The sequence below is a fragment of the Flavobacterium sp. AED genome (assembly GCF_000812945.1).
Classification (GTDB): domain Bacteria; phylum Bacteroidota; class Bacteroidia; order Flavobacteriales; family Flavobacteriaceae; genus Flavobacterium.
Genome location: NZ_JSYM01000001.1, coordinates 1644730 through 1664563 on the forward strand (window position 1 = coordinate 1644730; position 19834 = coordinate 1664563).

19 protein-coding genes and 2 tRNA genes are annotated in these 19834 nt (G+C 34.6%); 8 read left to right on the top strand and 13 right to left on the bottom strand.

Going from position 1 to position 19834, the window contains the following annotated elements; all coding sequences use genetic code 11:
• Positions 1-67 precede the first annotated feature (67 nt).
• The 3 genes from OA85_RS07280 to OA85_RS07290 form a co-directional block, all read right to left on the bottom strand.
• A complete protein-coding gene (locus OA85_RS07280; RefSeq protein WP_039108862.1) occupies positions 68-2236 on the bottom strand; it encodes a T9SS type B sorting domain-containing protein in 2169 nt (722 codons plus the stop codon).
• 96 nt (positions 2237-2332) lie between these two features.
• Positions 2333-2863, bottom strand: coding sequence for an RNA methyltransferase (locus tag OA85_RS07285; RefSeq protein WP_039108863.1), 531 nt, complete (start codon positions 2861-2863; stop codon positions 2333-2335).
• A gap of 74 nt (positions 2864-2937) precedes the next feature.
• Positions 2938-3396: a DUF1573 domain-containing protein gene (locus tag OA85_RS07290; protein WP_039108864.1), complete on the bottom strand. Its 459-nt coding sequence runs from the start codon at positions 3394-3396 to the stop codon at positions 2938-2940.
• A 161-nt stretch (positions 3397-3557) separates the two neighbouring features.
• Here OA85_RS07290 and mutS point away from each other — a divergent pair, with 161 nt between their 5' ends.
• From mutS to OA85_RS07310, 4 genes are all read left to right on the top strand, one after another.
• The gene (gene mutS, locus OA85_RS07295; protein ID WP_039108865.1) at positions 3558-6164 is read left to right on the top strand and encodes a DNA mismatch repair protein MutS; all 2607 of its coding nucleotides are present in this window, start codon (positions 3558-3560) and stop codon (positions 6162-6164) included.
• Between the two features lie 148 nt (positions 6165-6312).
• Positions 6313-6388, top strand: a tRNA-Gly gene (locus OA85_RS07300).
• A gap of 12 nt (positions 6389-6400) precedes the next feature.
• Positions 6401-6486: transfer RNA gene (locus OA85_RS07305), tRNA-Leu, on the top strand.
• A gap of 124 nt (positions 6487-6610) precedes the next feature.
• Positions 6611-6958: a hypothetical protein gene (locus OA85_RS07310; protein ID WP_039108866.1), complete on the top strand. Its 348-nt coding sequence runs from the start codon at positions 6611-6613 to the stop codon at positions 6956-6958.
• A 155-nt stretch (positions 6959-7113) separates the two neighbouring features.
• On the opposite strand, the gene OA85_RS07315 is transcribed toward OA85_RS07310, so the two are convergent.
• Entirely contained in the window at positions 7114-7338 is a 225-nt protein-coding gene (locus tag OA85_RS07315) for a hypothetical protein (RefSeq protein ID WP_039108867.1), read from the bottom strand.
• A 311-nt stretch (positions 7339-7649) separates the two neighbouring features.
• Entirely contained in the window at positions 7650-8894 is a 1245-nt protein-coding gene (locus OA85_RS07320; protein ID WP_039108868.1) for a 3-deoxy-D-manno-octulosonic acid transferase, read from the bottom strand.
• Between the two features lie 230 nt (positions 8895-9124).
• Between OA85_RS07320 and OA85_RS07325 the strand changes: the two genes are divergently transcribed.
• Together OA85_RS07325 and galE are read left to right on the top strand one after the other, a co-directional pair.
• The gene (locus tag OA85_RS07325) at positions 9125-10255 is read left to right on the top strand and encodes a DegT/DnrJ/EryC1/StrS aminotransferase family protein (protein WP_039108869.1); all 1131 of its coding nucleotides are present in this window, start codon (positions 9125-9127) and stop codon (positions 10253-10255) included.
• Between the two features lie 78 nt (positions 10256-10333).
• A complete protein-coding gene (gene galE / locus OA85_RS07330) occupies positions 10334-11347 on the top strand; it encodes a UDP-glucose 4-epimerase GalE (protein ID WP_039108870.1) in 1014 nt (337 codons plus the stop codon).
• Positions 11348-11378: 31 nt separating this feature from the next.
• Here the strand turns inward: galE and OA85_RS07335 are convergent, their stop codons facing one another.
• From OA85_RS07335 to OA85_RS07345, 3 genes are all read right to left on the bottom strand, one after another.
• A complete protein-coding gene (locus OA85_RS07335) occupies positions 11379-11630 on the bottom strand; it encodes a hypothetical protein (RefSeq protein WP_039108871.1) in 252 nt (83 codons plus the stop codon).
• 138 nt (positions 11631-11768) lie between these two features.
• Positions 11769-12644: an ACP S-malonyltransferase gene (gene fabD / locus OA85_RS07340; RefSeq protein WP_039108872.1), complete on the bottom strand. Its 876-nt coding sequence runs from the start codon at positions 12642-12644 to the stop codon at positions 11769-11771.
• Between the two features lie 328 nt (positions 12645-12972).
• Positions 12973-13335, bottom strand: a complete 363-nt coding sequence (locus OA85_RS07345) for a hypothetical protein (RefSeq protein WP_039108873.1) — start codon at positions 13333-13335, stop codon at positions 12973-12975.
• Positions 13336-13426: 91 nt separating this feature from the next.
• Here OA85_RS07345 and OA85_RS07350 point away from each other — a divergent pair, with 91 nt between their 5' ends.
• Positions 13427-14290 carry an AraC family transcriptional regulator gene (locus OA85_RS07350; RefSeq protein WP_039108874.1) on the top strand — a complete coding sequence of 288 codons (864 nt, stop codon included), beginning with the start codon at positions 13427-13429 and terminating at the stop codon, positions 14288-14290.
• A gap of 161 nt (positions 14291-14451) precedes the next feature.
• On the opposite strand, the gene purT is transcribed toward OA85_RS07350, so the two are convergent.
• The 5 genes from purT to OA85_RS07370 all read right to left on the bottom strand — a co-directional run bounded on the left by purT (position 14452) and on the right by OA85_RS07370 (position 19050).
• Positions 14452-15612, bottom strand: a complete 1161-nt coding sequence (gene purT, locus OA85_RS07355; RefSeq protein WP_039108876.1) for a formate-dependent phosphoribosylglycinamide formyltransferase — start codon at positions 15610-15612, stop codon at positions 14452-14454.
• A gap of 198 nt (positions 15613-15810) precedes the next feature.
• Positions 15811-15957, bottom strand: coding sequence for a hypothetical protein (locus tag OA85_RS17375; RefSeq protein ID WP_156129420.1), 147 nt, complete (start codon positions 15955-15957; stop codon positions 15811-15813).
• Positions 15958-16032: 75 nt separating this feature from the next.
• Positions 16033-16404 carry a hypothetical protein gene (locus OA85_RS07360; protein ID WP_039108877.1) on the bottom strand — a complete coding sequence of 124 codons (372 nt, stop codon included), beginning with the start codon at positions 16402-16404 and terminating at the stop codon, positions 16033-16035.
• 235 nt (positions 16405-16639) lie between these two features.
• Positions 16640-17845 (bottom strand): pyridoxal phosphate-dependent aminotransferase, encoded by a 1206-nt coding sequence (locus tag OA85_RS07365; RefSeq protein ID WP_039108878.1) that lies wholly within the window; start codon positions 17843-17845, stop codon positions 16640-16642.
• Positions 17846-17955: 110 nt separating this feature from the next.
• A complete protein-coding gene (locus OA85_RS07370; RefSeq protein ID WP_039108879.1) occupies positions 17956-19050 on the bottom strand; it encodes an acyl-CoA desaturase in 1095 nt (364 codons plus the stop codon).
• A 107-nt stretch (positions 19051-19157) separates the two neighbouring features.
• Between OA85_RS07370 and rsmG the strand changes: the two genes are divergently transcribed.
• Positions 19158-19787, top strand: a complete 630-nt coding sequence (gene rsmG, locus OA85_RS07375) for a 16S rRNA (guanine(527)-N(7))-methyltransferase RsmG (RefSeq protein ID WP_039108880.1) — start codon at positions 19158-19160, stop codon at positions 19785-19787.
• Positions 19788-19834: the final 47 nt, after the last annotated feature.

The window sequence follows — 19834 nt, forward strand, 5'->3', positions numbered from 1 at the left end:
GTAGTAGAGTTAATTTTCATAGTAATAATATTGTTAGAATACTTAATTTAGATAAACACTTTCAAATTTACCTTTTTAACGAAAAATGACCTCTCATTTCAGGTTTTGTATTGTCGATTTTTAAGACATACCAATAATCGGATGCGGGTAATGGATTTTTATTTAAGGTTCCGTCCCAAGTTAATTTTGATGTATTTAGTTGGGTAATTAATTTTCCATAACGATCAAAAATGGTTACTTCGGCTTCGGGGTAATTAATTAATCCTTCAACTTCCCATAAGTCATTATAAGTGTCATTATTTGGAGTGAAAAACTTAGGAACTATTAATACAATGAAATTTTGTGTGTCATAACTGCAGTAATTTATTTCCCTAACATAGGCAGTTTGTAGTCCGCTTGATACATTAAAAAATACATTTGAACTCTGGTAATTGATTCCATCAACGGAATATTCAAAATAAACTTGTTCTTGCTTTAAATAAATGACTACCGTAGTTTCGTTGACATCAATACGGTCTATCTCGGGGGTAGCATGTTCAACAACAGTGATTTTTTTTGTACTAGAACAGTTTTCAGGTGCTGGGCTTGTTATAATTACGCTATAGGTGCCTGGTGTGGAAATGCTAATTGTTTGCGTTGTTTCTCCAGTCGACCATAAATAAGACATTCCGGAAAGTGAAGCATCTAGAGTTATGGTACTCGATTTACATAGAGTCATTTCTTGGTCTGTAACGACAGGAGGAGTGTAAATGTTTATAGTTACAGGAATTCGGTTACCAGTAGTGCAACCATTGTTTACTGCTTCAGCATAATAAGTTGTGCTTGTTGTTGCATTTGGTAATGTGAAACTTGTACCTGTCGCTTCAATTGTTGTACCAGTTGAACTAGAATACCAATTGATACTTCCAGCGTCTGTAGTTGCTTGAAGTGTTACAGCCCCTATACCGCACCTTGATACTGGAGAATTGGTTGATGTAACAGTCGGAATAGTATTTATTGTTGCCGTAATTGGTGTTCTAGATGTTGAACAACCGGCATCAAGATAATAGGTTGTGGATGTTGTTAATGGGGGAGTTGTATAACTATTGCCCGTTGTTAATAAATTCCCGTTAATTGGAGCGTCGTACCAACTTATTATCCCGCCAGAAACGGTTGCTTGGAGTGTAACTGTTCCCGAGCCGCATCTTGAGGCTGGTGTCGTGCTGGTTATTTTTGGTATCGTGATAGTAGTACTTGTTGCTATTTGTAGTGTTGGATCGCCTTGCATTCCGCCATACTCTACGACATAACCTTTCGGTTGATAGGATCCGCTGATAGCGCCCGTATCAGAGAGATCATTCCAAGAGCCTTTGATTCCGACACCTGGTTCTGTAATATGAGCATAATCTTCATCACCGGTTTGGTTGGGTTCATTTGTATTCCAAAAGGCAAAGTTTGGAGATGATCCATTGGCAAGACCATTCCAAAATATTGTACCATTTTCAGGACCGGTTACCCATTTCCAAACCCCTTCGGTTGCAGCATCACTACCTCCAATCCATCCTGTGCCTGAAGCTTGTTCCCCAATAAGTAGCGCTTCATCTAAAGCGCCTACTGTTGCTAAATAACCTTGAATTCCATAATATGTGCTCGTTTCTGCTGCCGTTTTTGCTGCAGTCCAAGTAATTCCTACACTAGGGATAAATTGATAATAATGTTGTGTTGAAGGTAGGTAATTGGCTTGCCCGATGCTGATAGAAAAATTCCGAATTCCTGAAGGTGAAGCCGATGAATTGTAAAATTGTACTTCTTTAATTGCAGATACAAAGTCCGTATAAGATATCGGTATTCCAGTAGGACTGTATAATTTTAATTTTCCTGCAGTAATATCCCAACTTGTAATAATTGTAGGATGTGAACCAATAAGTGTTAATTGGTCTTGTCCGTTTATATAACCTGATGAAATTTGAATGTAAATGGCATCAGTACTAGTGTCATCAGGATCAGTTATTGTAACATCAGTTACAATTTTTATATTGGTTTGAGGGCAATAGATTTGATTGCCGGTAGCTTTAATTATAGGAGCAATATTTGCTGCTAAATTTATTTTAGAATTATTAACAACATGGCTGATGTTTTGTCTTATAGTGGTGGCATTTCTTTTTTTTAAAGGATAAACAACTTTAGTAGCGTAGGTTATATTATTGATTAAAAAAAATATTACAAAAATGACTTTAAAAAAAATATTATTTTTCATTTTATAAAAATATAAATTTTATCAATATATCGGTGTTTGGCTATAAATTTTAACTAAAAAGAGACAGGTTAAAAAGGTAATAAAACAAAATGCATGCTAATTGTTAAATTGTTTAAAAAGTTCCCAAACTACAATCCCTGCGCTTACTGAGATATTTAAAGAATGTTTGGTTCCTAATTGTGGAATTTCAATACAACCATCACATAATGCAACTGCTTCCTGAGAAACGCCGTAAACCTCATTTCCAAAAACTAAAGCATATTTTTTATTTTTCTCAACTTCAAAATCGTGAAGAAAAATGGCGCTTTCCACTTGTTCAATAGCAAGTGTGGTAATGCTTTCTTCTTTTAATTTATTAATAACTTCAAGGATGCTGTCATTATGTTCCCAAGTTACTGTTTCGGTAGCGCCAAGTGCAGTTTTATGAATTTCTTTGTTTGGAGGTGTTGCAGTAATACCGCATAAATATATTTTTTCTATTAAAAACGCATCGGCAGTTCTAAATACAGAACCTATATTGTGTAAACTCCTAATGTCGTCCAATACTAAAATAAGCGGTGTTTTTTCAGATTGTTTAAATGCTTCAATAGATTTTCTTTCGAGTTCGCTGTTTTCCAGTTTTCTCATATTTTTTTGGGTTTATTTCAATAAAAAAAGCTTCCCTAATTTAGGAAGCTTTTTTATTATAATTAATTTAGAATTTAGCTTTTTGGTGCATCATCTGCTAAAACTGTACCTTTTATAGTAAGTACTTTAGTTGGTTGTCCTTCAGCATTTGAAGTTACAGTTACGGTTTTTGTAAATGCACCAACTCTGTCAGTAGCATATTTAACACCAATAATACCTTTTGCTCCTGGAGCAATTGGCTCTTTTGGAGTAGTAGGAACAGTACATCCACATGAACCTTGAGTATTGGTAATGATTAACGGTTTGTTACCATTATTAGTAAAAACAAATTCACGTTTACCATCTGCATTGTGGGCAACCGTACCATAATCGATAGTTTCAGTTACAAAAACCATTCCGGCACCATCTACTTTTGGAGTAGAAACTTTAGCAGTTGTAGCTTTTATTTTTTTTGTAACTTTTGATGTTTCTTGTGCATTAGAAGCTGTAACTCCTAATACTAATAATAACGCTAGTGTAACTATTTTTTTCATTTTCTTGTTTTTTTTAATTAGTTAAACAAATTTAAAGAAAAAATCATGCCATTAGCTTAATTTTTCCTTAAAAAAATTAATTTTTTGAAGTGTTACTTATTCGCTTTAAAATATTTAAATTCGCTGACACATTTTTTTTCATTTTTTAAATATAAAATAACTTGGCATCTAAAGAGAAAACGGTTAAAGAAACGCCTTTAATGAAACAATATAATGAGATCAAAAGGAAATATCCGGATGCGTGTTTATTGTTTAGAGTAGGGGATTTTTATGAAACTTTTGGAGAAGATGCTGTTCGTGCTTCAAAAATTCTCGGAATAACATTGACCAAAAGAGGGGCAGGTTCAGAAACGGAGACTGCACTGGCAGGCTTTCCTCATCATTCTATAAATACATATTTGCCAAAATTAGTTAAAGCGGGACTTCGGGTTGCTATTTGTGATCAGCTTGAAGATCCAAAAATGACAAAAACTATTGTGAAACGCGGTGTTACAGAGCTTGTAACTCCCGGGGTTTCCATGAATGATGAGGTTTTGCAATCTAAAACGAATAATTTTTTAGCGGCTGTTTTCTTTGCTAATAAATCAATAGGAATTTCATTTTTGGATGTTTCTACGGGTGAGTTTTTAACAGCGCAAGGAAATGCAGAATATATTGATAAGTTGCTTCAGAATTTCAATCCCAGCGAAGTTTTAATTCCAAAAAATAATAAAAATGATTTCCGAGAAATTTTTGGAGATGATTATCATATTTTTTACTTGGAAGATTGGGTTTATAAAGAAGATTACGCATTCGAAACCTTAACCAAGCATTTTCAAACTGTTTCTTTAAAAGGATTTGGAATCGAGGAATTGAAAGAAGGGATTATTGCTTCGGGAGCGATTTTGTATTATTTGTCCGAAACGCAACATAATAGAGTACAACATATAACAGCTATTCAGCGTATTGCCGAAGATGCTTATGTTTGGATGGACCGATTTACAATTCGAAATCTGGAATTGTATCACAGTTATAATCCTAATGCGGTGACGCTTTTAGATGTTATTGATAAAACGCTTTCGCCAATGGGTGGGCGATTATTAAAGCGGTGGTTAGCGCTTCCTTTAAAAGATAGTGCTAAGATTCAAAGTCGTCATCAAGTGGTTTCTTATTTAAAAGAACATCAGGATGTTTTGAAAAACATTCAAAATCAAATCAAACAAATCTCAGATTTGGAACGTTTGATCTCGAAAATTGCTGCTGGAAAAGTTTCACCCCGCGAAATAGTTTATTTAAAAGAATCATTGGATGCCATTATTCCAATAAAAACCTTGGCGTTAGAAAGTCCGCAAGAGGCAGTAAAAGTAATTGGCGATAGTTTGCACAGTTGTGAATTATTGCGTGAAAAAATCAAAACCGTTTTAAATCAAGATGCTCCTGTGGCTATTGCCAAAGGAAATGCTATCGCCAAAGGAATCAATGCGGAATTAGATGATTTACGGGCTATATCGACTTCAGGAAAAGAATTCTTGGAAGGAATAGAAAAACGAGAGTCGCAATTGACGGGAATCTCCTCGTTGAAAATTTCCTTTAATAATGTTTTTGGATATTACATCGAAGTTCGAAACTTACATAAAGATAAAGTACCGACAGAATGGATTCGAAAACAAACTTTGGTCAATGCAGAGCGTTATATTACGGAGGAATTAAAAGAATATGAAACTAAAATTCTTGGTGCCGAAGAAAAAATTCATAAGATAGAAGTAGAATTATTTGAACAATTGGTGAGTTGGATTGCTACTTATATCAAACCGGTTCAAATGAATGCTAATCTGGTAGCGCAACTGGATTGTTTGTGTTCTTTTACTCAATTAGCTATCGAAAATAAATATGTTTGTCCTGAACTAGACGAAACATTCGAACTGGAAATTAAAAACGGAAGACATCCTGTTATCGAAAAGCAATTGCCGGTAGGAATGCCTTATATAGCCAATGATGTTTTCTTGGATAGAGAAACGCAGCAATTGATTATGATAACTGGTCCGAATATGTCTGGAAAGTCTGCTATTTTACGCCAAACGGCTTTAATTGTACTGTTGTCTCAAATGGGGAGTTTTGTTCCTGCAGACAGCGTGAGAATGGGAATTGTCGATAAAATATTTACCAGAGTAGGGGCGAGTGATAATATTTCGATGGGAGAATCTACTTTCATGGTCGAAATGAATGAAACAGCCTCTATCTTGAACAATATTTCTGATAGAAGTTTAGTGCTTTTAGATGAAATAGGAAGAGGGACGAGTACTTATGACGGAATTTCTATTGCATGGGCAATTGCGGAGTTCTTACACGAACATCCTTCAAAACCTAAAACACTATTTGCAACGCATTATCATGAGTTGAATGAAATGAGTGAATCTTTACCTAGAATTCAGAATTATAATGTTGCTGTCAAAGAATTGAAAGATACCGTACTTTTTATTCGAAAATTAGTAAAAGGAGGAAGTGCGCATAGTTTTGGAATACATGTGGCTAAAATGGCTGGAATGCCTCAAATTGTAATTTTGAAAGCACAGAAGCTTTTGAAAAAATTAGAAAAAAATCATTCGAGCGATGCGCTGAACGGAATTAAAGCCGCAAAAGACGAAATGCAAATGAGCTTCTTTAATCTGGACGATCCTTTATTGGAGGAAATCAAAGAAGAGATCATAAACTTAGATATAAATACCATTACGCCTATGGAAGCGTTGATGAAACTTAATGAAATTAAAAGAATGTTAACCAGAAAATAATTTATTTTGTTTTAAAGTTTACGTTATCAGAAAGTTAACTTTTATCTGTGATTTTTTTATAAAAAAGACTTGTTTAATTCAATAAATGTCCTAAATTTGCATCCGCAATACAGAACAAGTATCGCGGTTCTTTCTAAGAATTGAAAATGCGAAAATAGCTCAGTTGGTAGAGCGCGACCTTGCCAAGGTCGAGGTCGCGGGTTCGAGCCCCGTTTTTCGCTCCAACACCACATAATGCTCGGATGGTGAAATTGGTAGACACGCTGGACTTAAAATCCAGTGAACAGCAATGTTCGTGCGGGTTCAAGTCCCGCTCTGAGTACTAAAAAGCTTCAAACTATGTTTGGAGCTTTTTTTATTTTATAGAAATTTGTAATTGTGAAGAAAGTAATTTTTATAAAAGTGAATTCTAAGCTCCACGTTTAGAATCTAAAATCTAAAATTTCATGGGGGCTTTTGTTATTAGTAAACGATTTAATGATGAGTATAAATTTGTTTTCACTTCTAGGAAGGGAAAAATTATTTTTACAAGCTTAAGTTATGAGCTCAATTTTGAGTGTCAGGAGGATATTGAAAAGTTAAAGGAAGATATTGTCTCAGCTGACTTTTTAAAGTTTAAGTCGTCCAGTGGAAAGTATTTTTTTAAACTGATGTTTCGAGGGAGTCATTTTGCGACAAGCAGAAAATATACTACTTCGTTAATGCTGGAGAAGGGAATAAAAGAAATTGTTTTATATGCTTCAAAAGCAGAAATATTAGATTTTTCAGTAGATCATTTCGTTTTCACTGATTGAGAGTTTATTGTGAATATTGGTAAAAAAGAGAGCCGTGTAATTAACACGGCTCTCTTTTTGTATTATATCAGCTTTTTTAAAGGGCTGATATAAATAACTAAAAAAGCCATCTCGCTTAGCGGATGGCTTTAAAATTTTTAGAATTTAAATTCTAATTATTTTTTTGCAGCTTCAGTTGCAGTTTTTGCAGCGTCAGTAGCAACAGCAGCAGCAGAATCAACTACAACAGCAGCAGAATCAACTACAGCAGCAGCAGAATCAACAACAACAGCAGCAGAATCAACTACAGCAGCAGCGTCTTCAGCAGGAGCTTCAGCTTTTTTACATGATACAACAGTTAAAACAGCAACAACAGCTAAACTTAAAAATACTTTTTTCATCTTACTTTATTATAAAAGGTTAATTATTAATTCGTGGCAAAGATATAAATTTTTTAATATGTAAAATATTTTTTTATTTTTTTTTTAAAAAATAATATTTTTTGTCAACATTCTCATTTACAGCAACTATTATGCCAGAAGGGTGTTTTTGCGAATTATTCGGCTCATATTTAATAAATGATACTCTTACAAAATTTTGCTTAAAGCAATTTTAATTAATTTAATACTCTTTGCATAATGTAATTAAGAATAAACCGAACAATTAAGGTACTTGCATTAGATACTCTTTTTATTTAATTAATTCTAAAATATTAATGTGTTTCAAAATTTGTAATGGTATTCATGATCACATTTGTGGCGCCTTTATTCATTTGTACAAAAGTGCCGCAAATATGCCCTCTTTCCTGTCGTTCTACCTCGTTTAGAATTAAATTTGTAAAAGCAGTATCGAGTTCCTTTTTATTGGAAACAGAAACGCATCCTTCCAGATTCACTAAAGCAGTTGCTTCGGCAAAATGGGAATAATTTGGTCCTATTACTGTTGGAACACCAAAAGTGGCGGGCTCAAGGATGTTATGTACGCCGGGGTTTCCAAAGCCACCGCCAACATAAGCAATGTCAGCATAACTATATATTTTGGTCAGGATGCCAATAGTATTAATGATTAAAACATCGTATTCAGCTAGCGTTTTATTTTCTTTTTCAGAAAAAAGAATGGGTTTTTTAGTAATGCTATTTTTTAGTTGTTGAATTTGTTCGTTTTTTATGTTGTGAGGTGCAATTATAAATTTGACATTGTAATTATTCGAATTTATAAAATCGACTAGTAAATTTTCATCTTTTGGCCAAGAACTGCCAATCACAATAGTTAGGGTGTCATTTTTAAAATCAGCAATAAAATCCAAAGTATTATCTTTTTCTAAAATCGCAACAACCCTGTCAAAACGAGTATCTCCAGAAACGGCTACATTTGTTTTGCCTAATTGCAGCAATAACTTTTTGGAGTTTTCATTTTGTACGAAAAAATAAGTGAAGGTGTCCAGGGCTTTTCTATAAAAGCCACCATACCATTTAAAAAACATTTGGTTTTCTCTTAGGATACCGGAAATCAAATAAGTGGGTGTGTTTTGTTTTTTAAGTTCGCTTAAATAGTTCAGCCAATATTCATATTTGATAAAAAATACTAAATCCGGGTGTACGAGTTTTAAAAACTCCTGCGCATTTTTTTTAGTGTCCAAAGGCAGATAAACAGTGACATCAGCGACGGTATTGTTTTTGCGTACTTCATAACCCGAAGGCGAAAAAAAGGTAACCACAATTTTATGCAGAGGGAATTTTTCTTTAATTTTTTCAATCACAGGTAAGCCTTGTTCGTATTCGCCTAATGAGGCGGCGTGAAACCAAATTGTTTTATCGGAAGGTTTTATTTTTTGTTCCAATGTAGGGAAAACAACTTTCCGACCGTCCACAAAAAGTTTGATTTTTGGGCTAAAAAGTGCTACGATTTTTAATATAAAACCAGCAATCCGAACAATAAGATTATAGAGAAAAAGCATCATTGAAATTTTGGGGCTAAAATACGTTTTCTTTATATTAATTTCTTCTGAAAGAAATATTTAAATTTTTGGCTGTCAGGAACACGATTTTTTATTTCATTGGAATACTTTTTTTTAATTTGGGTTTCATTGGTTTAAACTCATTAAATAACTATTTTTGTTCTTCGTTTTAAGAAAGTGTCAGTTGTTTCCAGAAACGCTAAACTTTCGAACTTTAAACAAAAATTTCAATGAAAAAAATCCAAATGGTTGACCTAAAAAGTCAATACGATAAAATTGCAACCGTTGTAAATACCTCTATTCAAGAAGTTTTAGATACCAATACATATATCAACGGACCTCAAGTTCATCAATTTCAAAAGTCTTTAGAAGAATATTTAGGCGTAAAGCATGTAATTCCATGTGCAAATGGAACTGATGCCTTGCAAATAGCCATGATGGGACTGGATTTAAAACCTGGTGATGAAGTTATTACTGCCGATTTTACTTTTGCAGCGACAGTGGAAGTGATTGCTTTACTGCAATTAACGCCCGTTTTAGTTGATGTGGATCTATTCAATATGAATATTTCTATTGAAGGAATTAAAAAAGCGATTACGCCAAAAACCAAAGCGATTGTACCTGTACATTTGTTTGGTCGTGCTGCCAATATGGAAGCCATTATGGCTATTGCCAACGAGTATAATTTATATGTTATTGAAGATAATGCACAAGCTATTGGAGCCAATTGTAAATCTTCCGATGGAACCAAAAAGAAAGCTGGAACGATTGGACACGTAGGGGCTACTTCATTTTTTCCTTCCAAAAATCTTGGATGTTATGGAGATGGTGGTGCTATTTTTACAAATGATGATGCTTTGGCACACAAACTTCGCGGAATTGTAAATCACGGAATGTATGAACGCTATCATCACGATGTAGTAGGAGTGAATTCACGTTTAGACAGTATTCAAGCAGCTGTTTTGAATGCTAAATTGCCATTATTAGACGAATACAGTAAAGCACGACAAGATGCTGCCAGAAAATATTCTACTGCTTTTGAAGGGCATAAAAATATTATTGCACCAAGCATTTGTGATATTTGTGATTGCCATGTTTTTCATCAATACACGTTACGCATTATTGATGCAGATAGAAATGGTTTAATGCAGCATTTATTAGATAAAGGCATTCCATGTGCTATTTATTATCCAATTCCGCTACATTCACAAAAAGCATACATGGACTCGCGTTACAAAGAAGAAGATTTTCCGGTAACCAATCAGTTAGTCAAAGAGGTACTTTCTTTGCCAATGCACACTGAACTGGATGATGAGCAAATAAAATTTATCACGGAAAGTGTTTTAGAGTTTTTAAAATAATAATACAGAGACGCAATTTATTGCGTCTTTTTTATAAAATGAGATGTGAAAAATCACATTCATAACAAGATATAAGCGATGAAAATACTAGTAACAGGAGGGTTGGGTTTTATTGGCTCACATACCGTTGTCGAATTGCAAAACGAAGGTTTTGAAGTACTAGTTGTGGATAATCTTTCTAATACATCATTGAATGTGTTAGACGGGATTCAGAATATTACCGGAAAAATTCCTGCTTTCGAAAAGCTTGATTTGCGCAAAAAAGAAAAAGTACAGGATTTTTTCAAAAGGCATCACGATATTTCAGGAGTGATACACTTTGCGGCTTCAAAAGCAGTTGGGGAAAGTGTTGAAAATCCATTGTTATATTATGAAAATAATATTAATACGTTAGTTTACTTGCTTCAAGAATTACAGAAAAAGCCGGAAGCAAATTTCATTTTCAGTTCGTCTTGTACCGTTTACGGTCAAGCTGAAAAGATGCCAATTACTGAAGATGCTTCTATTCAAGCCGCCATGTCTCCTTATGGGAATACAAAGCAAATTGGGGAGGAAATTATCACCGATACTGCCAAAGTAACTAATATTAATGTAATTTTGTTGCGTTATTTCAATCCAATTGGAGCACACCCATCAACTGAAATAGGGGAATTACCTATTGGAGTTCCTCAAAATTTAGTGCCATTTATCACTCAAACCGGTTTAGGTTTGCGAAAAGAATTATCAGTTTACGGCGATGATTATCCTACGCCTGATGGTACAGCTGTACGGGATTATATTCATGTAGTTGATTTGGCGAAAGCCCATGTTATTGCTTTACAACGGTTATTAAATAAAAGGAATACTGCCAAAGTTGAAATCTTTAATCTGGGAACCGGAACCGGAAGCTCCGTTTTAGAAGTCATTCATACTTTCGAAAAAGTAAGCGGACAAAAATTACCTTATAAAATAGTTGCCCGTAGAGAAGGGGATATTACATCCGCTTATGCCAATACGGATAAAGCAAACAATATTCTGGGATGGAAAGCACAATCAACACTGGAAGAAGCGTTGGCAAGTGCCTGGAAGTGGGAACAGAAGATTAGAAAATAAAAAAAGGCTGTCAACGACAGCCTTTTTGGGATTATTTTTTTGCTGCTTCTTTTAGTTTTTCAGCTGCTTGGTTCATTTTATCAGCCCCTTTTTCAAGAACTTCCCCTGCTTTAACTTTGGTCGAATCAGCCGCAGCATCAACTTTTACAGCTGCCGTATCTATCGCTTCATTCATTTCATTCCCAACAGCTTCGGTAGCCTCTTTTACTTCGTCTTTTGTTTCTTTTTTACAAGAAGTCATTAAAGTTGCAACAAATGCTAATCCTAAAAGTGCTTTTTTCATTTTTTTTGATTTTAAAAATTAATAATTGAGTGAACTCATTCTATAAAGATAAACAAAATCCCCACAAACATAAGTTTATGAGGATTTTGTTTATAGGCAACAACTGATAGCTAGAAAAGGAATCACTGACCACTATTTTTAAGCATTCGCAGTCACCGCTTCTTTATCAATTTTTCCAATTAATCCTGCCAATACTTTTCCTGGACCAACTTCAGTAAACAAAGTCGCTCCATCTTTAATCATTTGTTGTACAGATTGCGTCCATTTTACGGGAGCTGTCAATTGTATAATTAAGTTTTTCTTAATTTCGTCAGCGTCAGAAACGGCACTTGCAGTAACATTCTGATATACTGGACAAATAGGGGGCGAGAACGTAGTTGCTTCAATAGCAGCAGCCAGTTCTTCACGAGCTGGTTCCATCATTGGAGAGTGAAAAGCACCACCAACAGGCAATAATAAAGCGCGTTTTGCACCAGCTGTTTTCATTGCTTCACAAGCTTTTTCCACAGCCGATGTTTCTCCTGAAATTACTAATTGTCCTGGACAGTTATAATTGGCAGCCACTACAATTCCGTCAATCGAGGCACAAACATCTTCCACAATATTATCAGCTAATCCTAAAACAGCCGCCATGGTAGATGGCTTAATCTCGCAAGCTTTTTGCATTGCTAGCGCCCGTTGTGAAACCAATCGCAATCCGTCTTCAAAAGACAAAGCGCCATTCGCCACTAATGCTGAAAATTCACCTAATGAATGTCCCGCTACCATTTCCGGTTTGAAATCGTCACCTAGCGTTTTTGCCAAAATCACCGAATGCAAGAAAACTGCCGGTTGTGTAACTTTGGTTTCTTTCAATTCTTCGGCTGTTCCTTCAAACATGATGTCTGTGATGCGAAAACCTAAAATTTCATTAGCTTTCTCGAATAATTCCTTTGCTAATGGGGAGTTTTCATATAAGTCTTTGCCCATTCCTGTAAATTGTGCGCCCTGACCCGGAAATACGTATGCTTTCATCTGTAGTTTTTTTTATTGTTTTTTATTTGTCAGATGGAATGCCAAAAGGCATTTCATATATTTTTGTGACTTAATTTAAAGTTCTGCAATGTTGCGAAAAAAATTAAATTAAGCTACAAAAATACTACTTTTTTGGGATTTATTGGAATGACTTTTAGGAGTAGGTATTTTATGTTTTTTCATCACGAGTCGTCCCGCTTACGCCTTTATCTCTTCACTACGCTACGAGGATACCTCCCGAAGCTTCGGGATTTATCGGGGCTATTTTAGCACTTTTACGGTTCTTATCCTATTCGCATTTGTAGTTGCTGAACGAGGAACAGTTTTTCTATAAAGAATAATTTTTAAACATATAAATCCATAATAATCTGGAGAAACGAATATTAAATGAAGCCATGGTAACAATAACCACAGCAATAATAGGAATGATTCTTAGATCGAAAGTTTCCTTAAAGAAAAATTGGGCAATAATATAAGTAGCAATTCCTTGCGCTACTGTCAGTCCATAATTGACATACATGGCGCCGAAAAAATAACCAGGTTCCTTCTCAAATTTATATTGACAATGTGAACAATATTGATTCATTTTAGGAAATCCAATATTGAAAAAAATGTTTTTTTCTTTAAATACTTTGCCTTCAAGACAATGAGGGCAATCATTATTTAGGATGTGAGAAATTGCGTGTGACATTTTTATTATTTTTATCAAAGGTATTTCTTATCCACGTCATGGATGTTTTCTATATTCGCTAATTATAGCACAATAAAGACATTTAGGACTTATGAAAAAATATCCTATTTATAACATTCAGCGGTTTAACTGCAATTCTGTAAATAGTGATTTGTACATTAATACATTCAAAAATCACTTAATTGACCATAGTTTTGTTGAGGAACCGCATCGGCATAATTCTTATGTTTTGGTCTTTTTTACGAAAGGCTCAGGAACACATGAAATCGATTTTGATGTGTTTGCGATTCAGCCGGGAAGTATGTTTTTTTTGCAACCCGGACAAATGCACCATTGGGATTTATCGGATGATATAGAAGGATTTGTGATTTTCTATTCGCAGGAAATGTATAATCTCTATTTTGGACAAAAAACCATCGGTGACTATCCTTTTTATTCATCGGTGGACAATAAACCTGAAATGGTTTTTGATGTATCCGAATCGAAAGCGATTTTCCCTTATTTTGAGAGTTTAATTCTAGAAAATCAGGCAAATAAGCTGTTGAAGCAGGATAAAATCATGAATCTATTGGATATTATTCACATTGAAATTGCCAGAAAATATAGTGAAACACATTTCCACGAAGCGCATTCGTATAATGTGAAAATTAAAAATTTTGAAATGGTTTTGGAGCAAAATTTTAAAACAGAAAAAGCGCCTTCTTTCTATGCTTCACAACTTAATATTACTTTAAAACATTTGAACAGGATTTGCAATGAAATGCTGCAAAAAACCACTACAGAAGTAATTACAGACAGAATTATTCTCGAAGCCAAACGAATGTTGATGGATAAAAAATTTACCGTCAATGAAATTGCAACGGAATTGGGCTACGATGATTATTCTTATTTCACACGATTATTCAAAAAACATACTATAATGACTCCGACGGACTTCCGAGTTTTTAAAAAGTGAGTTAGTATGTGTCTGGTAAATATTTAAAATTGAGTATAAAAAGTTAGCCACGAATTTCACCAATTCTCTCTAATTTCATTAAAATGATAATGAATTAATTCGTGGAATATTCGTGGAATTCGTGGCGAAAATATACAAATTATCTTAGTAATAAAGGTAATTTATTCATTTACAGTCACTAAACTGGCTGCTTTTTTTGCTTTTTCTACAACCTCTTCAATTGGAGTTTCTAAGCTGTCATTGACTAAAGCCACGCCCATTCTTCTATAGGGTCTTGAAGTTGGTTTTCCAAAGATTCTGAAATCAGTTTTAGGTAAAGCAGCAATTTTTTCGATACCTGAATAGGTTGGATTTGTTGAATTTTCCGAAGCCAAAATCACGGCGCTGGCTCCTGCTTTTTCTAAAGTAATTTCGAAGATAGGTAAACTTAAAATGGCTCTTAAATGCAACTCGAATTCATTGAAGTTTTGTGTTCCTGCTAAAGTTACCATTCCTGTATCGTGTGGCCTTGGCGATAATTCCGAGAAATAAACGCCATCATCAGCCAAGAAAAATTCGACTCCAAAAAGGCCAGAGCCACCCAAAGCTTCCGTTACTTTTTCGGCCATGTCTTGCGCTTCGTATAAATCCTTGTCGGAAATTCTGGCGGGTTGCCAACTTTCCTGATAATCGCCCCGTTCTTGTCGGTGACCTATTGGCGCACAAAACAATGTTGGATTATTGTTTTGGACAACAGTCAATAAAGTGATTTCGGAATTGAATTTTACAAAGGCTTCCACAATCACTTCTACAACATCGCCTCGGGAACCTTCAACGGCATAATTCCATGCTTTTTCGATATCGGCTTCTGTTTTTATGGTCGATTGTCCTTTTCCGGACGAAGACATTAATGGTTTTACCACGCAGGGCATTCCAACGGCTTCAACACCTTTTCGTAACTCATCGGCAGTTGTGGCGTAGCGATACTTGGCGGTTTTTAAACCTAATTCCTTGGATGCCAAATCGCGGATTGCTTTTCGGTTCATGGTGAAATTTGCCGCTTTCGCAGATGGAACTACTGTGATTCCTTGCTTCTCGTAATCATAAAAACGCTCGGTACGAATGGCTTCGATTTCTGGAACAATGAAATCAGGTTTGTGTTTGGCAGCGATTCTATCTAAAGCGTCACCATCCAGCATATTGATGACTTCAAAATCATGGGCAACTTGCATGGCGGGAGCATTTTCGTAACTGTCAACCGCAATTACGATTTGTCCGATGCGTTGTGCCGCGATCACAAATTCTTTTCCTAATTCGCCTGAGCCTAGAAGTAGTATTTTCATATTTTAATTTGTTGGGGATAATACTTTTAAACTTTTTATTATTCCAAATTATCCAAATTTATTCCAGCTGATTCAATTAGGATTTCTTTAAATTCTGCTGAATCAGAAATTCCAATTCCACCTTCAGCTTTAATTTCAATATTGTTATTGGTAATTATTCTGTAATTGAAATTTTCAGAATTGGAAATTCCTGTTTCTTTAGTTTGTTTTTGAATGCTTTTCTGAAATTTTTTTATAGTTTTCGTTGCAAATTAATTTACCACTAATTGCTCCCATACTTTTGTCAATAATTTCAAAAGTTACTTTTCCAATTAGTTCGTTTTCTATGTAAACTTTACATTCCATTTTATTTTATTCTTTTTTCAAATAAGATTATTAAAATTGTTATTCTGATCATAACACTGCTTTGTACTTATTTTTTTATTTCGTTTCATATTGATATTTTCTTATTTCGTAATTACTAAATTCTTCATCATTCATTCTCAATAATATTTTCGATAATTTAGGATAGTTTATAGGTTCTTTTTGTTTTAAAAAATCTGTGACCTCATAATGAGTAAACGTATGCTCTAAATCTTCTATTTTTAGTTCCGAATATCGTTTTCTTGATTTTGGATATTGTTTCCAGAATCGATTATAAGTTTCGTATTGAGAGCTAGTTATTTTATTCACTAGTTCATTGATTAAATCTGTTGGGATATGATTTCCTGCCAATTCATAGTAATACTTTTCAATTTTACTATGAAAGTTCTTTTTCGGTTCAAGTTTATTTTCTGTTTTCAAGAACATCATATTTTTTAAATTAAGCACAACTTGTTAATTGTCTGTACTAGATGTGTTTTTTCGCATGAGGGATAGGAGTGGAAATCCTTTTTATTCCCGTAGCGATAGCGAAGGTAATAAAAAGATTGCAACGGATAGCCCGACCCGCTTTTCAGCGGGGCATGCCCATAAAAAAAATAGTTTAAAGTATAAAGCGATGAAACTTTAAACCTTAAACTATTTTAAATTTTAAACAAATTTTATATTATGCAGGAACTTCGGTTAATGATACCGCTTCTTTTATTCTGCGTAATGCTTCTTTCAATAAATCTTCGCTTGTTGCGTAAGAAAAACGGATACAGTCCGGGTTTCCAAATGCGTCACCAGTTACGGTTGCTACATTCGCTTCGCCTAAAAGGTACATAGAGAAATCGTTAGCATCTTTGATAAAAGTTCCTTTCAATGTTTTTCCGAAGAAAGATGAAACGTCTGGGAATACGTAAAAAGCACCTTCTGGAACGTTGATTTTTACTCCAGGAATGTCTTTCAATAATCCAACCACTAAATCTCTACGGCTATGGAAAGCGTCAACCATGTGTTTTAAAACACTTGGATCAGCATCTACTGCTGTAATGGTAGCACGTTGTGCAATACTGTTAGCACCACTTGTTACTTGTCCTTGAATTTTTGTACACGCTTTAGCGATGAATTCAGGAGCTCCAATATATCCAATTCTCCAACCTGTCATGGCGAAAGCTTTTGCTACTCCATTTACGGTAATAGTTCTTTCTAACATTCCCGGGATTGAAGCGATGCTACAAAAAGTTCCTGAGAAATTGATGTGCTCGTAGATTTCATCAGCAACAACATAAACGTTTGGATATTTCTCCAATACTTTTGCTAAAGCTGTTAACTCTTCTCTGTTGTACACCGATCCACTTGGATTACAAGGAGAACTGAACCACATCATTTTTGTTTTTGGTGTGATAGCTGCTTCTAATTGTTCTGGTGTGATTTTGAAATCAGTATCTACAGAAGTTGGAACTTCTACAGGAACTCCACCAGATAATTTTACGATTTCGAAATAAGAAACCCAGTAAGGAGCAGGTAAAATTACTTCGTCACCATCGTTTAACATTACTTGCGCAATATTGTACAAAGATTGTTTTGCTCCAGTTGAAACTACAATTTGAGAGGGTTTGTACTCTAAATTATTGTCTCTTTTAAATTTTCTACAGATTGCTTCTTTTAATTCAGCATATCCTTCTACCGGAGAATAGGTACTGTAGTTTTCATCAATCGCTTTTTTTGCCGCTTCTTTAATAAAGTCTGGCGTATTAAAATCAGGTTCGCCTAAACTTAAGCTGATGATATCTTTTCCTTGTGCTTTTAATTCTCTGGCCAAAGCAGCCATTGCTAGTGTTTGTGACGTAGCTAGATTGTTAATTCTGTCTGAAAGTGGATTATTCATTAAAAAAGTTTTGAAAGCCCCGAATTCCCATGCAGGAATTGAGGGAGGTTAATTATTATTTTTTAGTTTATTTGTTTTCTGTTGAGATGCACCGTGGTACGTCTTTATTATTATGTAAGCTCTGGTTTCATTCCCAATTCTTTCAAATGCTTAAAGTGAGCAATAACAGCACTTCGCATCGTTTTATATTCGTAATAAGGCAAGTTGCATTCTTGAGCAGTTTCTTTTACAATTTTTGCAATTTTGCCGTAATGCACATGACTTATATTTGGAAAAATATGGTGTTCGATTTGGTGGTTTAATCCGCCGGTGTACCAGTTTACAATTTTGTTTTTTGGTGCAAAATTGGTTGTGGTAAACAATTGGTGAATTGCCCAAGTATTGTCCATTTCCCCTAGTTCATTTGGAGAAGGATTAGTGGTTTCTTCTACAACGTGTGCCAATTGAAAAACAACGCTAAGAATTAATCCTGCAGTATAATGCATTACAAAAAAGCCAATAAGTACTTTCCACCATGTAATTCCTATAAGGATAGGTAATACAATCCAGATTGAAACGTAAATCACTTTTGTAATGATTAAAGTTGTCCAAAGTATTTTTGGACTTTTGGCTTCACCATAAGATAATTTTCTTTTCAGGTAGCTTCTCATTTGTTTAAAATCAGTTGTGATAGCCCAATTGAAAGTTAGTAATCCATATAGAAAAACGGAATAATATTGTTGAAAACGGTGAAAGTTATACCATTTTGCTTCTTTTGTAAAACGGATGACACGTCCGGCATCTAAATCTTCATCATGACCGGGAATGTTAGTATAGGTGTGGTGTAAAACATTGTGTTGCACTTGCCAGTTATATACATTTCCTGCAAGAACATAAATGGTTCCCCCCATGAATTTATTTACCCAATTTTTATTAGAATAAGAACCGTGGTTTCCATCGTGCATTACATTCATTCCCACTCCGGCCATACCTATTCCCATGACAATAGTCAATAACAGATGGGCCCAAAACGGCATATCTAACGTTAGTATCAAAAAATACGGCGCAAGAAAAACAGTAAACAGAATTATGGTTTTCAAATAAAGTCTCCAATTTCCTGTTTTTTGAATATTGTTTTCCTTGAAGTAATTGTTTACCCGCGAGTTAAGCGTTCTGAAAAACTTCAGATTGTCTTGCTTTGCAAATGTAGGAGCGGTCTTGTTCATATAATTTTATAATAATTCCCAAAGGTAATTATTATAAATTTTCAATATGCAAAATTGAGTTAAATATTTACAATCTAAAAATAGTACTTTTGTTAAAAAATTAGAGCATGGACGAGATTCTTAAGTATTTTCCTTATTTAACCGATATTCAAAAAGAGCAATTCGCAAAATTGGATTTTCTATACCACGATTGGAACGAAAAAATTAATGTCATTTCGAGAAAAGATATTGATGCTTTATACACCAAACATATTCTGCATTCGTTGGGAATTGCCAAAATTATAAAATTTGAACCGGGAACTTATGTCTTGGATGTTGGAACTGGCGGTGGATTTCCTGGAATTCCATTGGCGATTCTTTTTCCGGAAACCCGTTTTTTTCTGATTGATATAATTGCCAAAAAAATCAAAGTGGTTCAGGCTGTTGCCGAAGCATTAGAACTTAAAAACGTAAAAGCAGAGCAACTTCGCGCCGAAAATGTAAAAGGTGATTTTGATTTTATCGTGAGTCGTGCGGTAACGAATATGCCAGATTTTGTTTCTTGGGTGAAAACCAAAATCAAAAAAAATAACAAACACGAATTGAAAAACGGTATTCTCTATCTTAAAGGCGGTGATTTAACCGAAGAATTAAAGGATTTTCCAAAAGCAACAGAATACAATTTAGCTGACTTTTTTGAAGATGAATTCTTTGAAACGAAGAAAGTGGTGCATTTGCCACTGAAGTTTGTGGTTTAGAAATTGTTATTGCTGTATTGAATTTGTGTCTAAAAACTAGGAGATTC